Consider the following 19,540-nt stretch of genomic DNA (forward strand, 5'->3'; position numbering starts at 1 on the left):
AAACGATCATCTCTTTGATCCTTTGCAGCATAAGATCGTTACCGCTGCCAGTTGTACCACCAACTGCTTGGCACCAGTGGTCAAAGTCATTCAGGACAGCTTCGGTATTCGTCATGGCTCAATGACCACGATACATGACATTACCAATACTCAAACGATTCTGGATGCCCCGCATAAAGACCTTCGCCGTGCGCGTGCCTGTGGCATGAGTCTAATTCCCACCACAACGGGTTCAGCGAAAGCGATTACCGCCATTTTTCCTGAGCTAGAAGGCAAGTTAAACGGCCATGCGATTCGTGTGCCGCTGACGAATGCTTCGCTTACCGATATGGTGTTTGAGCTTGAGCGTGAAGTCGCCGTGGACGAGGTGAACGCTGCATTAAAAGTCGCAGCAGATGGCCCGCTAGCAGGCATTCTGGGCTATGAAGAGCGCCCGTTGGTGTCGATCGATTACCGCACTGACCCCCGCAGCTCCATTATCGATGCGCTGTCTACCATGGTGGTCAACGGCACGCAGCTAAAACTCTACGCTTGGTACGATAACGAATGGGGTTATGCGAACCGAACCGCTGAGCTATCCCTGATGGTAGGGCATGAGCAGGTGGAGCGTGGCTGATTCATTGCTTGCGCGGGTAAGGGCGCTACCTTTCGAGGTGCGCCAGTACATGCTGATTACCGGCAACTACTGGGCGTTTACGATAACAGACGGCGCGCTTCGCATGCTGGTGGTGATGCACTTCCACCAACTGGGCTATTCGCCGTTAGCCATCGCAATGCTGTTTTTGTTCTACGAAGCCTTTGGCGTTGTGACCAATTTAGTGGGTGGTTGGCTGGGCGCGCGTCTCGGGCTTAATCGCACCATGAACGTGGGCTTAGGTTTGCAGATTGTGGCCCTGGTCATGTTAATGGTGCCCGCGAGCCTGCTAACCGTTACCTGGGTAATGGCCGCTCAGGCGCTGTCGGGCATTGCCAAAGACCTTAACAAAATGAGCGCTAAAAGCGCCGTTAAGGTACTGGTTCCTAAAGAGAGCGCTAACGCTAACAGCTCGCTTTACCGATGGGTAGCCATGCTGACTGGCTCTAAAAACGCGCTAAAAGGGTTGGGCTTTTTTGTTGGCGGGCTGCTGTTAACGTTGATTGGCTTCCAGGCTGCAGTGTTTGTGATGGCCGTGATCCTGGCTGGTGTGCTACTGCTCTCGCTGCTGCGTTTAAAGGCGGATCTTGGCCGTCAGAAAGTGAAGCCTAAGTTCTCCGAGATTTTCTCAAAATCACGAGCGATTAACGTGCTTTCCGCAGCGCGGTTTTGTCTTTTTGCAGCCCGGGACGTGTGGTTTGTAGTGGCACTGCCGGTTTTCCTATACGACCAGCACGGCTGGACCCACTGGACCGTGGGCGGGCTGTTGGCGATATGGGTCATTGGTTATGGCGGCGTGCAGACCCAGGCACCAAAATTAACCCGGCTAATTAAAGGCGATGTTCGATTGCTGACGGCCGGGTGGGCGGCCGCGCTGGCGGTGCTGGCAATTTTGTTGGCGATGCTGCCTTTGGCACAAGTAGGTTGGTTAGTTGTTGGCTTACTCGCCTTTGGGGTGCTGTTTGCGATTAACTCCAGCTGGCACAGTTATTTGATTGTTCACTTTGCCCGCGCCGACGGCGTCTCGATGGACGTCGGCTTTTACTATATGGCCAATGCCATGGGGCGTTTAGTCGGCACGCTATTGTCGGGCTGGCTGTATATGGCTTACGGGCTGAGTGCCTGTCTGTGGGTATCGGCTGCTTTAGTGGCAGCAAGTTCAGCGATGGCACTAGCGTTGCCTAGACAAACCGCATGATCCGTTCGCCTAGGCTAGGTTTAACGCTAACGTTAGGTAGCGCGCAAACGCTGGCCTGGGCATCTAGCTACTACTTGCCTGCAATCTTAGCGGTGCCCATGGCCCGCGATTTAGGTGTGCCGCCCAGTTGGGTGTTTGCCGCATTCTCTGCGGCCTTGCTGTTAACTGCAATGCTTGGCCCCAGCGTTGGCCGTTGGATTGATATACGCGGTGGGCGAGGCGTATTAATGGCCTCGAACGGTATCATGGCTCTTGGCCTAATCATAATGGCGCTGTCTCAAGGTGTGTTCACCTTAATGCTCGCTTGGCTTATTACTGGTATAGGCATGGCGATGGGCTTATACGACGCCGCTTTTGCCACCTTGGGGCGATTATTAGGGCGCAGCGCACGAGCTTCCATTACCGGTGTTACGCTTCTAGCGGGGTTTGCCAGCACCATCGGCTGGCCGGTGACGGCGCTATTGGAAAACGAGTTTGGGTGGCGTACCGCCTGCGGTGTTTGGGCCATGCTGCATATCGTGATAGGGCTGCCGCTTAATGCACTCTTGCCAAAAGCAGGGGCTAGCCAGACGGAACATAAAGACGAAAAGCCTGTTCCACTGCCTGATCGGCCCCGCTTAGCCATAGTGCTATTAGCTTTTGTGTTTGCAGCCGGATGGTTTGTGTCGACGGCGATGGCGGCTCATCTTCCTAGACTACTACAAGAAACCGGTGTCTCTCTCTCCGTTGCCGTGGCCGCTGCCGCGCTGGTAGGGCCTGCCCAGGTGGCTGCACGGCTGGGTGAGTTCGCTTTATTACGCCACTTACACCCGCTGGTGGCGGCGCGTGTGGCGACAACGCTCCATCCACTAGGTGCCGCGCTGCTGGCAACGCTAGGTATGCCCGCTGCGGGCTTTGCGCTGCTACATGGTGCTGGCAATGGCATGATGACTATTGCGTCTGGCACCTTGCCGTTGGCTCTGTTTGGTCCTGCGGGTTTTGGCCGTCGCCAGGGTTTAATCATTGCCCCGGCGCGGGCCATGCAAGCGTTTGCGCCGCTGCTGTTTGGCCTATTGATAGAACAATACGGCGCTGGAGCTCTGTGGTTGACCTCTGGCTTGATGGTGAGCGCTCTGTTGGCGTTACTAATGATTCGTTGTCGCACCTGACGTTCCCGGGGCTCCTTTAAGTCACCAACACACTATCCTCGGCGGTTTTTTGAGGCAGCCCCGGAGTTCCTTACCCTAGCTATAGCGTCGACGTTTGAAGGTTGCATCACGAAGGTAAGCGGGGTTTGACCCTATCCGACGAAGATTCGCCCAGGTGCCTTTGTAATAGGGGATATGGTTTCTGTCTGTCCAATCGCTGATGACATCACCCTGTACCCCATTAGGGTAGCCAAACATCATAAATACCTGGCCTTGTTCCAAGTCGGGCTCCAAATAGGCCATGGCGGTGGTCGAGCCGTAGTTGTTATAGACCTCTACGATATCGCCATTGGCAATGCCTAAATCCTGGGCATCCCGTGGGTGGATTTCTATTGGTGCCATCGGGTAGCGGCCTTTGCGGAAAGCCAGGTATTGGTCGTGGTAAGCCGTTTGCCAGATATGATTCGTTCTTCCGTTATTGATCCAGAAGTCATAAGACGCTTTCTGCTGCTGAACCACGTCGGGGAAACCGTTCCAGGGTGATGACTGGAAATGAGCCTTGCCATCGTCGGTACTGAAATTATTGTCGGTATAGAGCATCTCGGTGCCAATGAGCTTGCCATCCCGATACTCTTTGATGGGAAGTTGGACGCCATTATTGCCAGCCACACGCAATCTTTCATAGGTGGCTAAGTGTCCTGTAGGCCCGCCTTGGCTATCAATTTCCTTTTCATGCGCCATGCGGAAACCGTCGTTGAAGGCATCCTCCTCGGTCATCCAGTCAAATCCAGCGAAACGCTCGGCCATCGTAGCGTTACCTACGGATTCATAACGTTGCTTTAGAGCGTTAGCCATATCGGCGGCAATGAGACAATCAGGCTTAGCGATGCCGGGAGGATCCATAAAGCGTTCAGACAGCCGAAGCCGACGCTCACCGTTCATAGAGGTCAGGTTCATTTCGCCCGGATGGGTGGCTGGTAAAACCATATGTGAATATTCGGCAAACTTGGTGCGGTAAAGATCGATATCTACGATAAATAGACCGCCCTTATTCTTGACAGCATCATAGACAATATCGATCAAATCTTCTTGAGAAGTGACGCCTCTCGCTTCGGCCAGCGCTTGGTTAACAATGGAAGCACGACGCTTGATGACCTGCCGGTAAGTCTCGGCATTGATGGTGGTTTGAAACGCATTGCAGGCCCACACCGTCAACATCATGCCGTTACCTTTGATCAGCTCTTGATCAATATAAGGTGCTGGGCGTCCGCCGGGGTAGGGTGGGCGCACATAGCCCTCCTGGTGACCGCCCATACGAACCACGCCGGTGCCGCGTTGACCTACATTGTGGGTAGCCACAGCCAGATTGACGATTGCGGACTGAATCCGATAGTTGTCATTTCCCCAGATCACGCCTTTCTCATAGGCATGCATGGTACGTGGGGCATGGCCACTGGCCTTAGGTTTATAGGCCCACTCGGCGGCCTTAACGATATCGGCCCGACTCACGCCGGTGATGCGACTACACTCGTCCAGTCCCATGCGATTGGCAGCTAGCATTTCCTCGAAACCACTGGTGTGTTCGTCGATAAAGGCTTGATCTTGCCACCCTTGGTCTACCACATAGGTCACCAGCCCATTGAATAAGGCAGTATCTGTACCTGGTTGGATTGCTAAATGCAGAACATTCTCCTTCCCAGCAATCGTTTCACAGATAGCGACAGTAGGGGTGCGTCGGGGGTCGACTAGAATAACCTTACCTTTGCTTACTGACTCGCCAGGAAACCATTCCCGCTTTTTAGCGATGTTAGACCCGCTTAGATTCGGCTCCCAGTGGGCCAGGAACCAGTTAGACTGAGTTTCATAAGAGTTTCCGCCGATGGAAAAGATAACATCGGCCACCTCTGCATCCTCGTAACTATTATTGAGCTCGCCAATGCCCATGTCGCGGCTGGCGTGGCATTCTGAGTTGTAGGCAGGACGATTGTGAATACGCACCATTTTTGACTGTATGCCCTCAAAAATTAGTTTGCCGGTAGCCCAGGTGTTCTCGAAGCCGCCGCCAGCGCCGCCATGATCGAAGAGATTGAAAAACAGTTGATCCGGCCCGTCATTATCGAGGATACGTTGGGTCAAGCCAGCATATAGAGCCATGGCATGTTCCCAATGGGTGTCTGACCAATCGTCCCCAGTGTAGATCATGGGATATTTGAGGCGACGCTCGCTGATGGGGGTTCCTTTCGAGTACATCACACTGGCCATTTGGCCGCCACGCGTTGAGGATAACCCTTTATTGACGCTGCACTCCTTATCAGGAACGATCATGATACTGTATTCACGGCCATCGTGCTCTTGTATCCGATTAACCATGGCGGGGGTCATGGTTAGCTGCATGGCTGGTAGCTGTTGAGTGAAGTCGAGCCCTAGCGCATTCTGGTTAGCCGCTCTGCCGCCTTCTTGATTGGCAGGCCATTTATAGACATGGTACCCGCAGCCAACAATGCAGAAGTGACAGGCCATATTGGTCTTTTGAGCATTCACTGGAGGCAGAGGAATACGGTCTTTAAATTGTGACATTTTTGATACTCCCGAATCAGATGATATTGGCCTGACGGCCATAGATAAGACCATCAATCGACACCGCCCTCAGGGCATCTTCAGCCTCGTCATACTCCAGAATGATTCGCGGCAAATTCTCGGTCGCTTGCCCAATCACCATCTGACCAATGTTATCGGGATCGAATATGCTGTAATGACAGGGGCATTTGAAAGTTTCAGCCTCCTGGTCGTAGCTCACTGGACAGCCCATATGGGTGCATTGTGTGCTGAAAGCCACTACGTCTTTGTTCGGCCCCACGCCTCCTTTAACTTCACGGTCTCTGCGGATTACCACGCAGGGTGAGTGGATGTCGGGGTAAGTGAAGTAAAGCGGTTGGTTGACCGTCAACTCGCTAAGTCGGGCGATCACCTCATTTGGGTAGGGCAGGTTTGTGTTACCCGCGGCAGAGGGATTGCCTTGCTCCGCCTGAGTGATGGGGGCCAGCGAAAGAGTACCCAGGGCGGCACTGCTGCCGGTTAACTTAAGAAAGGTGCGGCGACTCAAGCGTGTCATCGTTTGACACTCCATTGTTATTGTCGAGAAGCCCTAGCTGGGGGGAGTTATATATGGTTATCCGAATTTGTTAAGCCGAAATATAGCGTAGTTCTGCCCTGACAGACGCGCAAGACAGAATAACTCATCACTGCTATATCAATTTCAGACTTAGGTTTGCTGAAATTCTGATGAGTTCTTTGTGTATTTCACTTTCTTACCCGCTATTTATCAATGCAATGACGCACTCATCAGGGAAGCCCATGACCAAACTTGGGCCAGATGGCTATGTCAGATGGCTATGTCAGTTGAAGCGGGATCTAAGGCAAGTTCGTTTGCAGACTGCAGGAATAGCTGATAATTAGCAGCGTTTCATTTGCAAATAATGAATCACCTCTGGTTTTTTTCCCAGAAGCTTTGATTATTGTCAGCATATTGCGCGATGTAGTGCAGTTGGGATTGTGATAAATAGTATGACAGGCATGGAGACCTCACGATTCACTACCAGGCGCATTACGCTGGGCAGGAACGGTTTTAAAAGCGGGCGATACTTTCGTTGGGTCAACTTGGTTTTTATAGCTAGCGGTGGCTTCTGCCCACCACATTAGTTGACCTAGTGTTCGGCCAAAATAGCTCTCCCAACGCTCCTGATTCTGGGCAAAGTGACCGTCTTCACTCAGCGCATCCTGGGCTTTGGGTATATGTACCATGGCCGACACCGGCAAGCAGCCAAGCTCTGATAGAAATGTACGCATGGCAACGGCTGCACGCACGCCGCCCCACTGGCCCATCGAGTAGGTCACAATAGCGCTGGGTTTAAATGCAAACAGTGACGCGCCAAAGTGATTAAGCAGATGGCTCAGGGCAGGGCTCATGGAGTGGTTATATTCAGGGCTCACCATTACATAGCCATGGGCGTCACTGATTTTATCGGCCAACTGCGATAAATCACTCGGTGCATCGGCTTTTGCATAAGCAAAGTGGGGCTTGAATGGGTCGCTTAAATTCAGTGTTAACGGGTCAATTATCTCGGCCGTGGTGTTAGGGAGTGATGAAAGCAAACGCTCGCAGGCGTTGGCTACTCTCTCGCCAAGGCGGGCAGGGGAAGGGGGTGTGCTAGTTCGGGTCGAACCTAGAAATATTAAATAATGAGCCATGGCATTTGTTTCCTATTGAATGTTTTCTGCTGGAAAATGGTGGCGGGTTTTATTGGCGATACGCACTAGTGCCAGCATGAGCGGCACTTCGACTAGCACGCCGACGACGGTGGCCAGCGCGGCACCTGACTGTAAGCCAAACAGTGCGATAGCCGCTGCGACCGCCAGTTCAAAGAAGTTACTCGCACCGACCATAGCGCCAGGGGCTGCAACGTTATGCGGCACCCGCCAAGCCTTGGCCCAGCCGTAGGCAATAAAGAAGATCAGAAACGTTTGAATAATCAGTGGAATCGCGATGAGTACGATATGCAGCGGGTTATTCAGAATCACCTCGCCCTGGAAGGCAAATAGAAGCACGAGGGTGATGATCAAGCCAATCGGGGTGATGGGGCCAACGCGCTTCATAAAGACGTTGTCGTACCACTCTGCGCCGCGCTTTTTGATCAGGGTTTGGCGCGTTATATAACCTGCCGTCAGGGGGATCACAATATAGAGCACAACAGACAGGGCAACCGTATCCCAGGGTACCTGAATATTGGAGATGCCTAGGAGGAAGACCACGATGGGCGCGAAAGCGAACAGCATGATCAGGTCATTAAGCGCCACCTGCACCAGCGTATAGGCCGCATCACCGCGGGTTAAATAGCTCCACACAAACACCATTGCTGTACATGGTGCTGCACCGAGCAGAATCGCGCCTGCTAAATACTGGCTGGCTAACTCGGCTGGAATTAAGGGCCGAAAGACCACCATAAGAAAGAACCAGGAGATGGCAAACATGGTGAAAGGCTTAATCAGCCAGTTCACCGATGTGGTAATGATCAAACCTTTTGGCTGGCGCCGCACACCGAGTAGTGATGTGAAGTCTATTTGCGCCATCATGGGGAAAATCATTGCCCAGATAAGCGCCGCGACCGGAATGGAAACCTGCGCTACTTCAAAGCGGGAAAGTGTTTCCGGTACTGCTGGCAGGAGCTGTCCGAGTAAAATGCCCGCCACAATAGCCAGTGCTACCCAAAGCGTCAGGTAACGCTCAAACAGCCCCATTCCTTCGGCAGTGGTGGGCGGTGTAATATCTTGCCGTGCTGACATGGAAAGCTCCTGATTAGATAGCGCGCTGGTTAACACGCTTAGAGAGTTCTTCAGCACTCTCTTTACGTTCTGAATAACGGTCTGTCAGCAGGTCACTGCGGTCCCGCACCAACAGCGTAAATTTCACCAACTCTTCCATCACATCGACGATACGGTCGTAGAAAGGGGAGGGTTTCATTCGGTCGTTTTCATCAAATTCCATAAAGGCTTTCGGCACTGACGATTGATTGGGAATCGTCAGCATACGCATCCAGCGCCCCAATATGCGCAGCTGATTGACCGTATTGAAGGACTGTGAGCCGCCACAAACCTGCATTACTGCCAATGTTTTGCCTTGAGTCGGGCGCACGCCGCCTAGCGAAAGTGGAATCCAGTCTATTTGCGTTTTCATAATGCCGGTCATTGCGCCATGGCGTTCAGGGGAGCACCACACCATGCCTTCGGACCACTGAGCTAACGTACGTAGTTCATCAACTTTGGGGTGGCTGGCATCTTCAGCATCCGGTAGCGGCAAGCCTTTAGGATCAAAAGTTCTCGTTTCTGCTCCCATGGCGGTCAGTAGGCGTGCTGCTTCCTCAACGGCTAAACGACTAAACGAGCGCTCACGCAAAGAACCGTATAACAGCAATATTCTAGGTGCATGATCGACACTTTGTGGAACGCCTAGGTGCTCACTGCTAGGGCGCTCAAACAGCGCGTTGTCGATGTTAGGTAAATCGGTTAGATGGGGTAAATCGTTGAGTGAAGACATTAGGGCTACCTGTTTAACGCCATTTAAGGTTAATGATTCTATCATATATGTTTTTTCGTATATTTCTAGCGTCGACTGCAAGCTGCAATATTGCCGTCATGAATCCAGCGTAAAGTGACAGCTATTAATTACATTAGAGGCTATTTCCTTATGTCGAAGCGCCGCGTGTTGTTTCTTTGCAACGCTAACTCTGCACGGTCCTTAATGGGAGAGGCGTTGCTTCGCCATATGGCAGGTGATCGTTTTGAATCGTTTAGCGCTGGTTCTGAACCGGATGAGCCCCATGCATTGACGCTTGATGCATTGCGAAAACAGGGACTACCCACGGAAGGTTTACGCAGTAAATCGCTGGATGTGTTTGAGAGCGAGACCTTCGATTTTGTCATTGTGCTGTGTGACAAGGCTCAGCAAGCCTGTCGGGACTGGCAAGGGCAGGCGGGTGAAGTGCTGTTCTGGGATATTCGCGACCCGCGTCTGATTGGCAAGCCAGACGCTTACGAGCAGGCATTATTGGAAATTCGTCGTCGCCTGCAGCTATGGCTGCCCCTGCATAAGTCTGCTTAATCTTACTCATAGGGGCAGGTCGTGATGAAATTGATCAATAACTTAAGCGTCAAGGCGAGTTGGACGCTGGTGCTCTTGGCGTTCAGTGGTTTGGTCGTCGTGATTGGCGCATTGGGGCTATTCGCTAATCATTTTGGCCGCGATGCATTCACGTCGCTACATCAGCGGGACATGGCGCAGGTCAGTGAGCTTAATAGTGCTTACACGCAGTTATTACGTGCGCGTATCCAAATGAATCGTGCAGCAGAGCTAATTCGCACCCCGTCGTTTGATCGTCCTGCCCCACTTATCGATGAATCTCAGCGGTTGTTGGATGCGGCGGCAGTCAACTTCGGGCAGTTTTCGGCGAGTGATTTTGAGCCTGAGCAGCAAGCGTTAGTTGATCAATTGGCCGCTGATTTTCAATCGTTCGTTAACAATAACCTTAGTCTGCAGATGATGATGCTGGAAGAGCGGGATGTCTCTGGTTTCCTGTCAGGAGAGTCACGGGTAGATGACAGCAGCCAGCAATTTGTGCAGAGTGCAGAGGCATTTTTTAACGCCTTAAACCAGCGGGGTAACGGTCTTCTCGCACGTTACGAGCAAGTATCATCGCTACTGTTTTGGGGCGTCATTGCGGTGCTGGGTGCCGCGCTGTTAGTGGTGGCGGTGGTGGTGTGGGGTGTGCGCAAGAATGTGCTTCGCCCTTTAAAAGTCATTACCGAGCATTTTCAACGTATTGCTAAAGGCGATCTATCCACGCCCGTTTCAGCTCACTCGACCAATGAAATTGGTCAGCTGTTTAGTGAGCTAGCCAGTATGCAGAGCGCTTTAACGACAACCGTCGATCGACTTACTGCTAGCAGCCAGCAGGTCTATAGCAGCAGCCAGGAAATGACTGAGCAGAACCAGCTCTTGGCCAGCCAAACCGATACCCAAGTGTCTGCCTTACAGCAAATGGCGGCGAGCCTGGAGCAGCTAACCGCGACGGTAAATCAAAATGCGGAAAGTGCGGCGCATGTGAGCCAATCGACCGCGGATGTTTCCCATAAGGCGCAGCAGGGTGACGAGGTCATTACCCAGTTTATTACCACGATGGAAGCGATCAATGATCACTCTGAAGAGATCCAAAGCATCATCCGCATGATTGAGAGCATCGCTTTCCAAACCAATATATTGGCGCTGAACGCATCGGTTGAAGCGGCGCGTGCTGGTGAGCATGGGCGTGGCTTTGCAGTCGTGGCAAATGAAGTGCGGGCGCTGGCAACCCGCAGTGCCAATGCTGCCAGCGAGATTCGATCACGCATTGAAGCGTCGAGTGCGAGTGTCCAACAGGGCAGTGTATTGTCGCAGCAAGCGGGTGAACATACTCGTGCGATAATGCAGGCTGCCAGTAACGTGGATACGCTAATGACTCAAATCGCCAATGCCTCTGAGGAGCAGCGACGCGGCATTGAAGAGGTTAATCAGGCGGTGGTGCAAATTGATACGACGACGCAAGGAACCATGCGCTTAGTCAACCAGGCGGCCCAGAGCGCTGAAGGTTTATCCCAGGAGGCTTTGCAAATGCGCGAGTATGCTGGGCAGTTTAGTGTTGCCGAAAAAGCCCCCGGAATGAACTTGGCTGACATCAATGAACATAACGGCGAATACCCTGAATGGGAGCAGCTTAGTCATCAACAAACCCCTTTACCTAGCTCTGATGGGCAGCGCCATCGTCAAACCGATGTGATGACGTCTGCTTAAAATACTAAAAACAGTAATTTGCGTTTATTCAGAGGCAGTCAGCGCTATCATGCGGTTTTCTCTGAGCGACTAATGTTTTGCAATTGATCCAACGGCTCATCTCGCCCGTCGTCTTTATCTCTCAGCGTTTACTGAACGATCCTATGCTGCTCTCAATGAGCGGCCTATGGGTCGTTTTGTGGTGGCTGGAACCTCAGTCATTGACGGAGATGGCTGAGCGGGTGCATTGGACCACGCTTGCTGTGTTAACCGGTCTTATGCTGCTCAGCCGATCGTTGGAGCTCAGTGGTTATTTAACGCTCTGGGGACGCCAGTTATTGGCCCGTCTGAAGGGTGAAAGGCGCCTAGCGGTGGGTTTGGTGCTGTTTTCAGGTCTGCTTTCTGCCTTCGTCACCAATGACGTGGCGCTGTTTATTGTCGTGCCACTGACCCTTAGTCTCGCCAGGATGGCAACGCTGCCTATTGCGCGTTTAATTGTGTTTGAAGCGCTGGCGGTCAATGCGGGGTCATCGCTGAGCCCGATTGGGAATCCACAAAACCTTTATCTATGGCAGCTTTCAGACCTACGCTTTGGCGAATTTCTATGGGTAATGCTACCGCTGGGTGTTGGTTTGATGCTGCTGCTCTTGCTCCTTATTCCCTTGGCGTTTCCTAAAGCGTCAATACATTTGGAGTCAGCTTCTATTGCAGCAACAATACGGCACAAAAAGCCACTATGGGCGGCACTAATCGGCTACCCGCTTTTTTTGATTGCAGTGGACATGGGCTGGGTGTTGCCAGCGATGGCCGGCGTAATGCTAGCGATGTTATGGGTGGCCCGGCGAGCGGTGTTCAGCATCGATTGGATGCTGCTGGTAGTGTTCGTATTAATGTTCATCAATTTAAGTGTCATCGGTGAACTAAATGTCGTTCAGCAGGCAATTAATACAATGCGCCAGTGGCCCGGTGGCGATATCAGCGTAGGTGTACTGCTTTCACAAGTTATTTCCAACGTACCGGCAACGCTGTTACTTGCGGAGGAGAGTGAGTGGCAGCCGCTTGCCTGGGGCGTCAGTGTCGGTGGCTTTGGTTTGGCGATAGGCTCGATGGCTAATTTAATTGCCCTGCGCTTGGCTCGTCAGCCTGGCATTTGGACAGAGTTTCACCGTTGGTCTCTGCCTATGTTAGGCCTTGCTTGGTTGTTTGCTGCGTTTTGGAAAAACGCCCTGTTATTGTAGCGACAGGGCGCTACCTCTCGGGATTAACTCCTTGCGAGGAGGGGTTAGTCGATTAGCTCGACGGCAACCGCCGTTGCTTCACCGCCGCCGATGCACAGGCTGGCAATGCCGCGCTTGCCGCCTTTAGTGCGCAGCGCGTGTATCAGCGTGGCAATAATGCGCGAGCCGGTTGAGCCAATCGGGTGGCCCTGGGCGCAGGCACCACCGAAAACATTCACCTTGTCATGGGGCAGGCCTAGATCATCCATCGCCATAAGTGTCACCACGGCAAAGGCTTCGTTGATCTCAAATAGATCTACATCATTAACGCCCCAGCCTAGCTTTTTCATCAGCTTTTCTATCGCACCCACCGGCGCGATAGTGAACTCACTTGGGTGGCGTGAATGGGTAGTGTGGCCGAGCATGCGTGCTAAAGGTTTAATACCGTGCTGATCCGCGGCTTTCTGACTGGCCAAAATCAGCGCCGAGGCACCATCGGAAATCGAGCTGGCGTTGGCAGCGGTAATGGTGCCATCTTTGGCGAAAGCAGGGCGCAACTGGCGGATTTTGTCGAGTTTAGCTTCGAAAGGCTGCTCGTCGTGCTCGACCAGATGTTCACCCTGGCGCGTGGAAACCGTGACGGGGGCCATCTCAGCGTTTAAGTGGCCTGCGTTAGTGGCCGCTATGGCGCGCTCAAGCGAGGCAATGGCAAAATCGTCCAAGCGTTCGCGCGTATAGCCACGCTCTGTGGCGACATCTTGAGCAAACACGCCCATCAGCTTGCCCGTTTCGGCGTCTTCAAGCCCATCCAAAAACATATGGTCTTTAAGCTCGCCGTGTCCCAACCGGTAACCGCCGCGTGCTTTGGTCAGCACGTGCGGGGCGTTAGACATGGACTCCATCCCGCCCGCCAGCAAAATATCTCCGCTGCCTGCTTTGATTAAATCATGGGCAAGCATGGCGGCTTTCATACCAGAGCCACACAGCTTATTGATGGTGGTGGCTCCATTGGCATCGGGAATGCCCGCTTGGCGCATCGCCTGGCGCGCTGGGCCCTGCTTAACGCCTGCTGGTAGTACGCAGCCCATTATGCCTTCGCTTATCAGAGCGGGGTCAATGCGCGCCTCTTCAATGGCTGCTTTGATGGCGATTGCGCCAAGCTCTGGTGCCGACATGCTCGAAAGGCTGCCCATCATGCCGCCCATAGGGGTGCGCTTGGCGGCGAGAAATACAACGTCAGTGGGGCTGCTCATGGTCAATCTCCTTCAGATTTATTGTGATTATCAGGTTGCGTAGTGGGTGATACGTTGACCCGTAGGCGGTGCTGTGGTTTTCTCCAGAGTAACCAAGCAAGCGCTAGTGTAAATAACATGAATGTAATGAATGCATCACCTCGCCGCAAGGAGTTGACGCGCCTTGCCGCCCAGCTCTTCGTTCAAGAGGGCTTTGATCGCACCACCGTGCGTATGCTGGCGCAGGAAATGGGGATTAAGTCTGGTAGCTTGTTTCATCATTTTAAAGACAAGCAGGAAATCCTCGCAGCGGTTATCGAAGAAGGTACTCAAAACGCCTTAGTAATTGCACGTAAAGCACTGGATGAGTGTGCCTCTGACCCTGAAGTGCGCCTGCGCGTTATGGCTCGTGCCCATCTCGAAACGCTTTTTACTGACCGTAATGCTCATGTAGTGGCGCTCTTTGAGTGGCGTCGACTCGATCCTGATGCAAGTGCTCATTTAAGTCATTTGCGCGATGCTTATGAGGCGCTGTGGGTTACTGTCATCGATGATGCTTTAGAAGCAGGGCTGATTCATGGAGACCGCTTTCTGGTCTCGCGCTTCGTGCTCGGGGCACTGAATTGGACCGTACGCTGGTATGATCCTAATGGTCCCCGTTCCCCTGATGAACTCGCTGATGAGCTTGTCGCCATGATTATGCCCCCGCCTGCTTGAACTGCTTGCGCTATACAGCTTCCTACCAACGTCTAACGCTTTAATTCATCAGAGTGCTTGCTCTCTAAGACGATTACTTTTAGCGTTGCTTTTAACTTAAAGTTTCCGTTAACGTCAACGGATAATTTTAGCGACCTAGCCTGCGCCCTACCTGTATTGCTTTGCGCTCATTACTAACAACAATGATCATCTACATTAGAGAGCCATCATGACAGCTACACCACAATCACTGCCCGACTATCAGCACTACCTTGAAAACTTTTCTATCAAGAGCGTTATTGCTCGCCTGGATGACCATCAGGATGGAATGTTGAATGCTTTCGAAGCCTGCTGTGGTCGGCATGTGCGCCAAGGGCGCGGCGATGTGCTAGCGCTAGTTCAAGAGGATACCCAAGGGGCGGTTCACACCCTGACTTATGCTGAGTTGGATGCGCAAAGCGCTAAATTGGCGGGTTGGTTTCAGGCTCAAAGGCTAGGTAAAGGTGATCGCATTGCTTGTATGTTGCCGCGGTCACCACAGCTTTTGATTGCGGTACTCGCCACATGGCGTATTGGCGCGGTTTATCAACCTCTATTTACTGCCTTTGGTCCTGATGCCGTGGACTATCGTTTAGGGCGTGCAGATACCAAGCTGGTGATTACTGATCACGCCAATCGCTATAAGTTTGATGGCTTGAGCCAGTGCCCGCCCGTGCTGGCAATCGGTGGTGCAACCAGCGAACATGCGGATGATCATGATTGGCAAGCTGCATTGACGCATACGTCAATGAGCGATAAACCGCCAAGGCTATCGCCTAAACAACCTTTTCTACAAATGTTTACCTCTGGCACCGTGGGCAAGCCCAAAGGTGTTGCTGTTCCCTTGTCTGGAATGACTGCCTTCGCGATCTATATGGAGCTCGCCATTGACCTGCGTGGTGATGACCGCTTTTGGAATATGGCTGACCCAGGCTGGGCGTATGGCCTTTACTATGCGATCACGGGGCCACTGCTGCTCGGTGTGACGACCCATTTTTGTGAAGCGGGCTTTAGTGCTGAGGGGGCGCTGGCGTTTATGAAGCGCCACCACATTACCAATTTTGCCGCTGCCCCTACCGCTTACCGGCTGATGAAGGCATCAGGCCTGTTTGATGACGCCCATCAAACCTTGGAGCTGCGTGCAGCGAGTTCAGCCGGAGAGCCTTTGAACACTGAAGTGGTCACTTGGGTTGAGAAGTCGCTTGGCTGTCCTGTCATGGACCATTATGGGCAAACTGAAACCGGCATGACGTGCAATAACCACCATGCACTTGATCACCTTAAGCATGTGGGTGCGATGGGCGTCCCAATGCCGGGCTATCGTCTGGCGATTTTGGATGCCGAGTATCATGAGCTGCCTGCGGGTGAGCCTGGGGTGCTTGCCGTGGATATCAAGAATTCACCTGCGCACTTCTTTCAAGGTTACACCTGGCAGGAGAAAAATCCCTTTGTAGAAGGCTATTACCTTACCGGGGATGTTGTGATCCGCAATGAAGATGGCACCTTTCAATTTGCCGGGCGGGACGACGACATTATTACCACCGCAGGTTATCGGGTGGGGCCAACGGATGTTGAGAATAGCGTAATGACACACCCGGCTGTTGCAGAGTCGGCGGCGGTGGGGCAGCCAGACGAGATCCGTGGCGAAGTGATCAAATCCTATGTCGTACTGCGAGAAGGCTATGAGGCAAGTGAAGCACTTGCCGATGAGATCAAGCAGCGAGTGCGTGAGCGGTTATCGACTCACGCTTTCCCACGCGTTATTGAGTTTGTCGATGAGTTACCCAAAACCCCCAGTGGCAAGATTCAGCGCTTTAAATTGCGTGCCCAAGCAGCAGAAGAAGCTAAGGCAGCCAAATAAACATAACGCTTATAGGGAATATGGTTATGCAGGTTAAGGACAGTACTTTTTTAATTACTGGGGCCGCTTCTGGTCTTGGCGCGGCAACGGCAGAGCGTTTGGTGGCTGCGGGCGCTCGGGTCGTTTTATGCGATTTAAATGACAGTGTAAACGCACATGCTCAGCAGTTGGGGGAGCATGCTCAAGCGTGTTTGGCAGACATTACCTCTGCCGAGCAAATGCAGCAGGCGGTCGATACCGCGGTAGCGCTGGGTGGCAAGGGCGGTCTCTCAGGTGTGGTTCATTGTGCGGGCGTCGTTAGCGTAGCCAAGTTGGTTGATCGTGAGGGAAAGCCGGCTGATCTAGATAGCTACATTAAAACCATCAACATCAACCTGGTGGGTACCTTTAACGTAATGCGCCTCGCCGCGGCGGCGATGGCTAAAAATACGCCTAATGAGAGCGGGGAGCGCGGGGTGATTATTAACACTGCTTCTATTGCGGCTTTTGATGGTCAGGTAGGGCAGTGTGCTTATAGCGCCTCTAAAGCGGGCGTTGTGGGTATGAGCTTGCCAGCGGCGCGCGAGTTATCGCGTCATGCCATTCGAGTTATGGCAATTGCCCCAGGCGTTTTTGAAACACCAATGATGAGCGAGATACCCGATGAGGCTGCCCAGGCGCTAGCGGCAGCGGTGCCATTTCCCAAGCGGTTGGGTAAGCCGGATGAGTTTGCTCAATTAGCCGAGCAAATTATTACCAACCCAATGCTGAATGGCGAACTCATTCGCTTAGATGGCGGCATACGCATGCAGTAACGCTTCAGCTATATAGAATCACATTGAGACGGCTCGTCAGCTTTTGGCTGGCGAGTTTTTTATTGCTGGCATTAGAGGTTTGCAGCATTAGCTACCAAAGTTGTAGAGCGTTTTAGCGCTAAATTCAAACGCTCGCTTGACTCTGTTGAGCGCTCGCGCTAGTTTTCAAACATGTGTTTGAAAGCCGCTTTCTGTTTTGAAAATATAATTCGGCTTTTGATCCCCCGGTTGTAGGAGAGTGTTTTAGGAGAAGTGCGATGCCCACTTATCAGGCCCCTATTCGTGATATGCGTTTCGTTATGGACGAAATGCTTGATTATCCTGCTCACTACGCGCGCTTGCCGGGTGGTGACGAGGCATCGCCCGATGTCGTCAGCGCTATTTTAGAGGAAGGTGCGCGTTTTGCTCGCGAAGTACTGCTGCCGATTAATCAAAGCGGCGATGCAGAAGGGTGCTTGTTAGAAGGGGGCGAAGTAAAAGCGCCAAATGGTTTTAAAGAAGCCTATCAGCAATATGTAGAAGGCGGCTGGCCGAGCTTGGCCGCCGATCCTGAGCATGGCGGGCAGGGGCTGCCGCATTCGTTAGCCATGCTGCTTTCGGAGATGATTTGCGCAACCAACTTGGCATGGGGCATGTACCCAGGGCTTTCCCATGGCGCGGCGGATGCACTGCGCCATCACGGTACCGATGAGCAGAAGGCTACATACCTCACCAAATTGGTGGAGGGCGTATGGACCGGCACGATGTGTTTAACCGAATCGCATTGCGGTACCGATCTCGGCTTGATCAAAACGCGGGCGGTGCCCACTGAAGGCGATGCTTACGCGATTACCGGTACCAAGATATTTATCTCTGCTGGCGAGCATAATCTGGCTGAGAATATCGTCCATTTAGTGCTAGCAAAACTGCCTGATGCACCCGAAGGCTCGAAAGGTATCTCGCTATTTGTGGTGCCTAAGTTTATGCCTGATGCCGAAGGCAATCCTGGCGAGCGCAATGGTGTTAGCTGTGGCTCTTTAGAGCATAAAATGGGTATTCACGGTAACGCTACCTGTGTGATGAACTTCGATGGCGCAACCGGCTATCTGGTGGGCGCCCCGAATAAAGGCTTGGCGTGTATGTTCACCATGATGAACGCTGCGCGTCTTGGAGTAGGTATTCAGGGGCTGGGTTTGATTGAAGCCAGCTTCCAGAATTCGTTGAGCTATGCCCGTGATCGCCTGCAAATGCGAGGTTTGTCAGGCAAGCAGGCGCCTGAGAAGCCCGCTGATCCAATTATCGTCCATCCCGATGTTCGACGCATGCTGCTGACTCAGAAAGCCTTCGCCGAAGGCGGGCGTATGCTAGTGCTATACACCGCTCAAATGCTGGATGTTGTAGAGCATGGTCAGCCAGGTGAAGAGCGAGAGCGTGCCGACACGCTTTTGGGATTGCTAACCCCGATTGTAAAAGCGTTCTTGACCGAAGTCGGTTTTGAAAGCACCAATGAGGGTGTTCAGACTTATGGCGGCCATGGCTTTATTAAAGAGTGGGGCATGGAGCAACTGGTACGCGATGCGCGTATTACTCGCTTGTATGAAGGCACTACCGGTATTCAGGCGCTCGACCTACTGGGTCGTAAAGTCCTTATGAGTCAGGGTGAGTCGTTGAAAGTGTTCACCAAGGAGATTCACCAGTTCTGCAAGGCTGAATCAGAGAATCCGGCGCTTAAAGAGTTTATCGGGCCTCTGGCAAAGCTGAACACAGAGTGGGGTGAGCTAACCATGGGCATAGGTATGAAAGCGATGCAGGACCGCGAAGAGGTAGGCGCGGCAAGCGTCGATTACCTTATGTACTCCGGCTACGTCACGCTGGCGTACCTATTTGCTCGTGCGGCCAAGCAGGCATCTGGTTCTTTAGAGGGCGAAGATAAAGCCTTCTATGCTGCTAAATTGAATACTGCTCGCTTCTATTATCAGCGGCTATTACCGCGCACAAAGGCGCATGCGCAAATGATTCAGTCGGGCGCTTCCAGCCTGATGGCCATCTCCAGCGAAGACTTTGGCTTGGGCTTTGAGATTTAATTAACGGCTAAGACGTTAAAGGAGCACTTTCTGGTCAGTCGTTCTGATCGGTGGTTTGCGGCAGAAGGTTTTCCTTCTGCCGCTTTTTTTATACGCAATAACTTCTTTTACTTGCTATCTTGATAGTGAGGCCTTAAAGTACGCATCCGCTGCCGGGGACGCCAAGCGTTACCAGCGGTGAATAAGGTGTAAAAGCCTTGGTTTGTCAGGAGGTTAGCACATGTTTTGTCGCTCGCTTCACCCGCTAAATACAGCGGTTGACAACCACCAGGAAATGCGTAGAATACGCCTTCCTCGCTGCGGCAAGCCAGTTCAACGGT

General features: G+C 52.6%; 16 protein-coding genes and 1 pseudogene. 10 read left to right on the plus strand and 7 right to left on the minus strand.

Features of this window, described 5'->3' with window-relative positions:
• The 3 genes and pseudogenes from CXF87_RS09700 to CXF87_RS09710 form a co-directional block, all read left to right on the plus strand.
• Positions 1-616 (plus strand): annotated as a pseudogene (locus CXF87_RS09700) (type I glyceraldehyde-3-phosphate dehydrogenase); the annotation flags it as partial.
• Complete coding sequence (arsJ, locus tag CXF87_RS09705) at positions 594-1,832, plus strand: organoarsenical effux MFS transporter ArsJ (RefSeq protein ID WP_101146485.1); 1,239 nt, start codon at positions 594-596, stop codon at positions 1,830-1,832. The pseudogene CXF87_RS09700 and the gene arsJ, both read left to right, overlap by 23 nt.
• Positions 1,829-2,980, plus strand: a complete 1,152-nt coding sequence (locus CXF87_RS09710; protein WP_101146486.1) for an MFS transporter — start codon at positions 1,829-1,831, stop codon at positions 2,978-2,980. Before arsJ ends, CXF87_RS09710 begins: the two co-directional genes overlap by 4 nt.
• A 75-nt stretch (positions 2,981-3,055) precedes the next feature.
• On the opposite strand, the gene CXF87_RS09715 is transcribed toward CXF87_RS09710, so the two are convergent.
• From CXF87_RS09715 to arsH, 5 genes are all read right to left on the minus strand, one after another.
• Positions 3,056-5,536: an arsenate reductase (azurin) large subunit gene (locus CXF87_RS09715; RefSeq protein ID WP_101146487.1), complete on the minus strand. Its 2,481-nt coding sequence runs from the start codon at positions 5,534-5,536 to the stop codon at positions 3,056-3,058.
• A 16-nt stretch (positions 5,537-5,552) separates the two neighbouring features.
• Positions 5,553-6,071: an arsenate reductase (azurin) small subunit gene (locus CXF87_RS09720; protein ID WP_101146488.1), complete on the minus strand. Its 519-nt coding sequence runs from the start codon at positions 6,069-6,071 to the stop codon at positions 5,553-5,555.
• A gap of 470 nt (positions 6,072-6,541) precedes the next feature.
• Positions 6,542-7,207: an NADPH-dependent FMN reductase gene (locus tag CXF87_RS09730; protein ID WP_101146489.1), complete on the minus strand. Its 666-nt coding sequence runs from the start codon at positions 7,205-7,207 to the stop codon at positions 6,542-6,544.
• A 12-nt stretch (positions 7,208-7,219) separates the two neighbouring features.
• Entirely contained in the window at positions 7,220-8,299 is a 1,080-nt protein-coding gene (arsB, locus tag CXF87_RS09735; protein WP_101146490.1) for an ACR3 family arsenite efflux transporter, read from the minus strand.
• A gap of 13 nt (positions 8,300-8,312) precedes the next feature.
• The gene (arsH, locus tag CXF87_RS09740; protein WP_101146499.1) at positions 8,313-9,050 is read right to left on the minus strand and encodes an arsenical resistance protein ArsH; all 738 of its coding nucleotides are present in this window, start codon (positions 9,048-9,050) and stop codon (positions 8,313-8,315) included.
• Between the two features lie 150 nt (positions 9,051-9,200).
• Here arsH and CXF87_RS09745 point away from each other — a divergent pair, with 150 nt between their 5' ends.
• The 3 genes from CXF87_RS09745 to CXF87_RS09755 all read left to right on the plus strand — a co-directional run bounded on the left by CXF87_RS09745 (position 9,201) and on the right by CXF87_RS09755 (position 12,556).
• Positions 9,201-9,614, plus strand: a complete 414-nt coding sequence (locus CXF87_RS09745; RefSeq protein WP_101146491.1) for an arsenate reductase ArsC — start codon at positions 9,201-9,203, stop codon at positions 9,612-9,614.
• A gap of 24 nt (positions 9,615-9,638) precedes the next feature.
• Positions 9,639-11,339 (plus strand): methyl-accepting chemotaxis protein, encoded by a 1,701-nt coding sequence (locus tag CXF87_RS09750; RefSeq protein WP_101146492.1) that lies wholly within the window; start codon positions 9,639-9,641, stop codon positions 11,337-11,339.
• Between the two features lie 77 nt (positions 11,340-11,416).
• The gene (locus tag CXF87_RS09755) at positions 11,417-12,556 is read left to right on the plus strand and encodes an SLC13 family permease (protein ID WP_232774868.1); all 1,140 of its coding nucleotides are present in this window, start codon (positions 11,417-11,419) and stop codon (positions 12,554-12,556) included.
• A 44-nt stretch (positions 12,557-12,600) separates the two neighbouring features.
• Here CXF87_RS09755 and CXF87_RS09760 read toward each other — a convergent pair whose 3' ends face one another.
• Complete coding sequence (locus tag CXF87_RS09760; protein WP_101146494.1) at positions 12,601-13,788, minus strand: acetyl-CoA C-acyltransferase; 1,188 nt, start codon at positions 13,786-13,788, stop codon at positions 12,601-12,603.
• Positions 13,789-13,914: 126 nt separating this feature from the next.
• On the opposite strand from CXF87_RS09760, the gene CXF87_RS09765 reads away from it, so the two are divergent.
• From CXF87_RS09765 to CXF87_RS09780, 4 genes are all read left to right on the plus strand, one after another.
• Entirely contained in the window at positions 13,915-14,484 is a 570-nt protein-coding gene (locus tag CXF87_RS09765; protein ID WP_101146495.1) for a TetR/AcrR family transcriptional regulator, read from the plus strand.
• Between the two features lie 208 nt (positions 14,485-14,692).
• A complete protein-coding gene (locus tag CXF87_RS09770) occupies positions 14,693-16,363 on the plus strand; it encodes an AMP-binding protein (RefSeq protein ID WP_101146496.1) in 1,671 nt (556 codons plus the stop codon).
• Between the two features lie 26 nt (positions 16,364-16,389).
• Positions 16,390-17,157 carry an SDR family NAD(P)-dependent oxidoreductase gene (locus tag CXF87_RS09775; protein WP_101146497.1) on the plus strand — a complete coding sequence of 256 codons (768 nt, stop codon included), beginning with the start codon at positions 16,390-16,392 and terminating at the stop codon, positions 17,155-17,157.
• Between the two features lie 257 nt (positions 17,158-17,414).
• Entirely contained in the window at positions 17,415-19,220 is a 1,806-nt protein-coding gene (locus CXF87_RS09780; RefSeq protein WP_101146498.1) for an acyl-CoA dehydrogenase C-terminal domain-containing protein, read from the plus strand.
• Between the two features lie 107 nt (positions 19,221-19,327).
• Here the strand turns inward: CXF87_RS09780 and CXF87_RS21965 are convergent.
• Positions 19,328-19,540, minus strand: a 213-nt coding sequence (locus CXF87_RS21965; RefSeq protein ID WP_232774869.1) for a hypothetical protein, incomplete at its 5' end; no start/stop codon positions are given.

The sequence above is a fragment of the Halomonas sp. MES3-P3E genome, from assembly GCF_002836035.1.
Lineage (GTDB): Bacteria > Pseudomonadota > Gammaproteobacteria > Pseudomonadales > Halomonadaceae > Vreelandella > Vreelandella arctica.

What these genes read in the sequence shown, in the direction of transcription:
- arsJ (WP_101146485.1), top strand. Translation starts at nt 594, where the DNA reads ATGAGCAGGTGGAGCGTGGCTGATTCATTGCTTGCGCGGGTAAGGGCG.
- CXF87_RS09710 (WP_101146486.1), top strand. Translation starts at nt 1,829, where the DNA reads ATGATCCGTTCGCCTAGGCTAGGTTTAACGCTAACGTTAGGTAGCGCG.
- CXF87_RS09715 (WP_101146487.1), bottom strand. Translation starts at nt 5,536, where the DNA reads ATGTCACAATTTAAAGACCGTATTCCTCTGCCTCCAGTGAATGCTCAA.
- CXF87_RS09720 (WP_101146488.1), bottom strand. Translation starts at nt 6,071, where the DNA reads ATGACACGCTTGAGTCGCCGCACCTTTCTTAAGTTAACCGGCAGCAGT.
- CXF87_RS09730 (WP_101146489.1), bottom strand. Translation starts at nt 7,207, where the DNA reads ATGGCTCATTATTTAATATTTCTAGGTTCGACCCGAACTAGCACACCC.
- arsB (WP_101146490.1), bottom strand. Translation starts at nt 8,299, where the DNA reads ATGTCAGCACGGCAAGATATTACACCGCCCACCACTGCCGAAGGAATG.
- arsH (WP_101146499.1), bottom strand. Translation starts at nt 9,050, where the DNA reads ATGTCTTCACTCAACGATTTACCCCATCTAACCGATTTACCTAACATC.
- CXF87_RS09745 (WP_101146491.1), top strand. Translation starts at nt 9,201, where the DNA reads ATGTCGAAGCGCCGCGTGTTGTTTCTTTGCAACGCTAACTCTGCACGG.
- CXF87_RS09750 (WP_101146492.1), top strand. Translation starts at nt 9,639, where the DNA reads ATGAAATTGATCAATAACTTAAGCGTCAAGGCGAGTTGGACGCTGGTG.
- CXF87_RS09760 (WP_101146494.1), bottom strand. Translation starts at nt 13,788, where the DNA reads ATGAGCAGCCCCACTGACGTTGTATTTCTCGCCGCCAAGCGCACCCCT.
- CXF87_RS09765 (WP_101146495.1), top strand. Translation starts at nt 13,915, where the DNA reads ATGAATGCATCACCTCGCCGCAAGGAGTTGACGCGCCTTGCCGCCCAG.
- CXF87_RS09770 (WP_101146496.1), top strand. Translation starts at nt 14,693, where the DNA reads ATGACAGCTACACCACAATCACTGCCCGACTATCAGCACTACCTTGAA.
- CXF87_RS09775 (WP_101146497.1), top strand. Translation starts at nt 16,390, where the DNA reads ATGCAGGTTAAGGACAGTACTTTTTTAATTACTGGGGCCGCTTCTGGT.
- CXF87_RS09780 (WP_101146498.1), top strand. Translation starts at nt 17,415, where the DNA reads ATGCCCACTTATCAGGCCCCTATTCGTGATATGCGTTTCGTTATGGAC.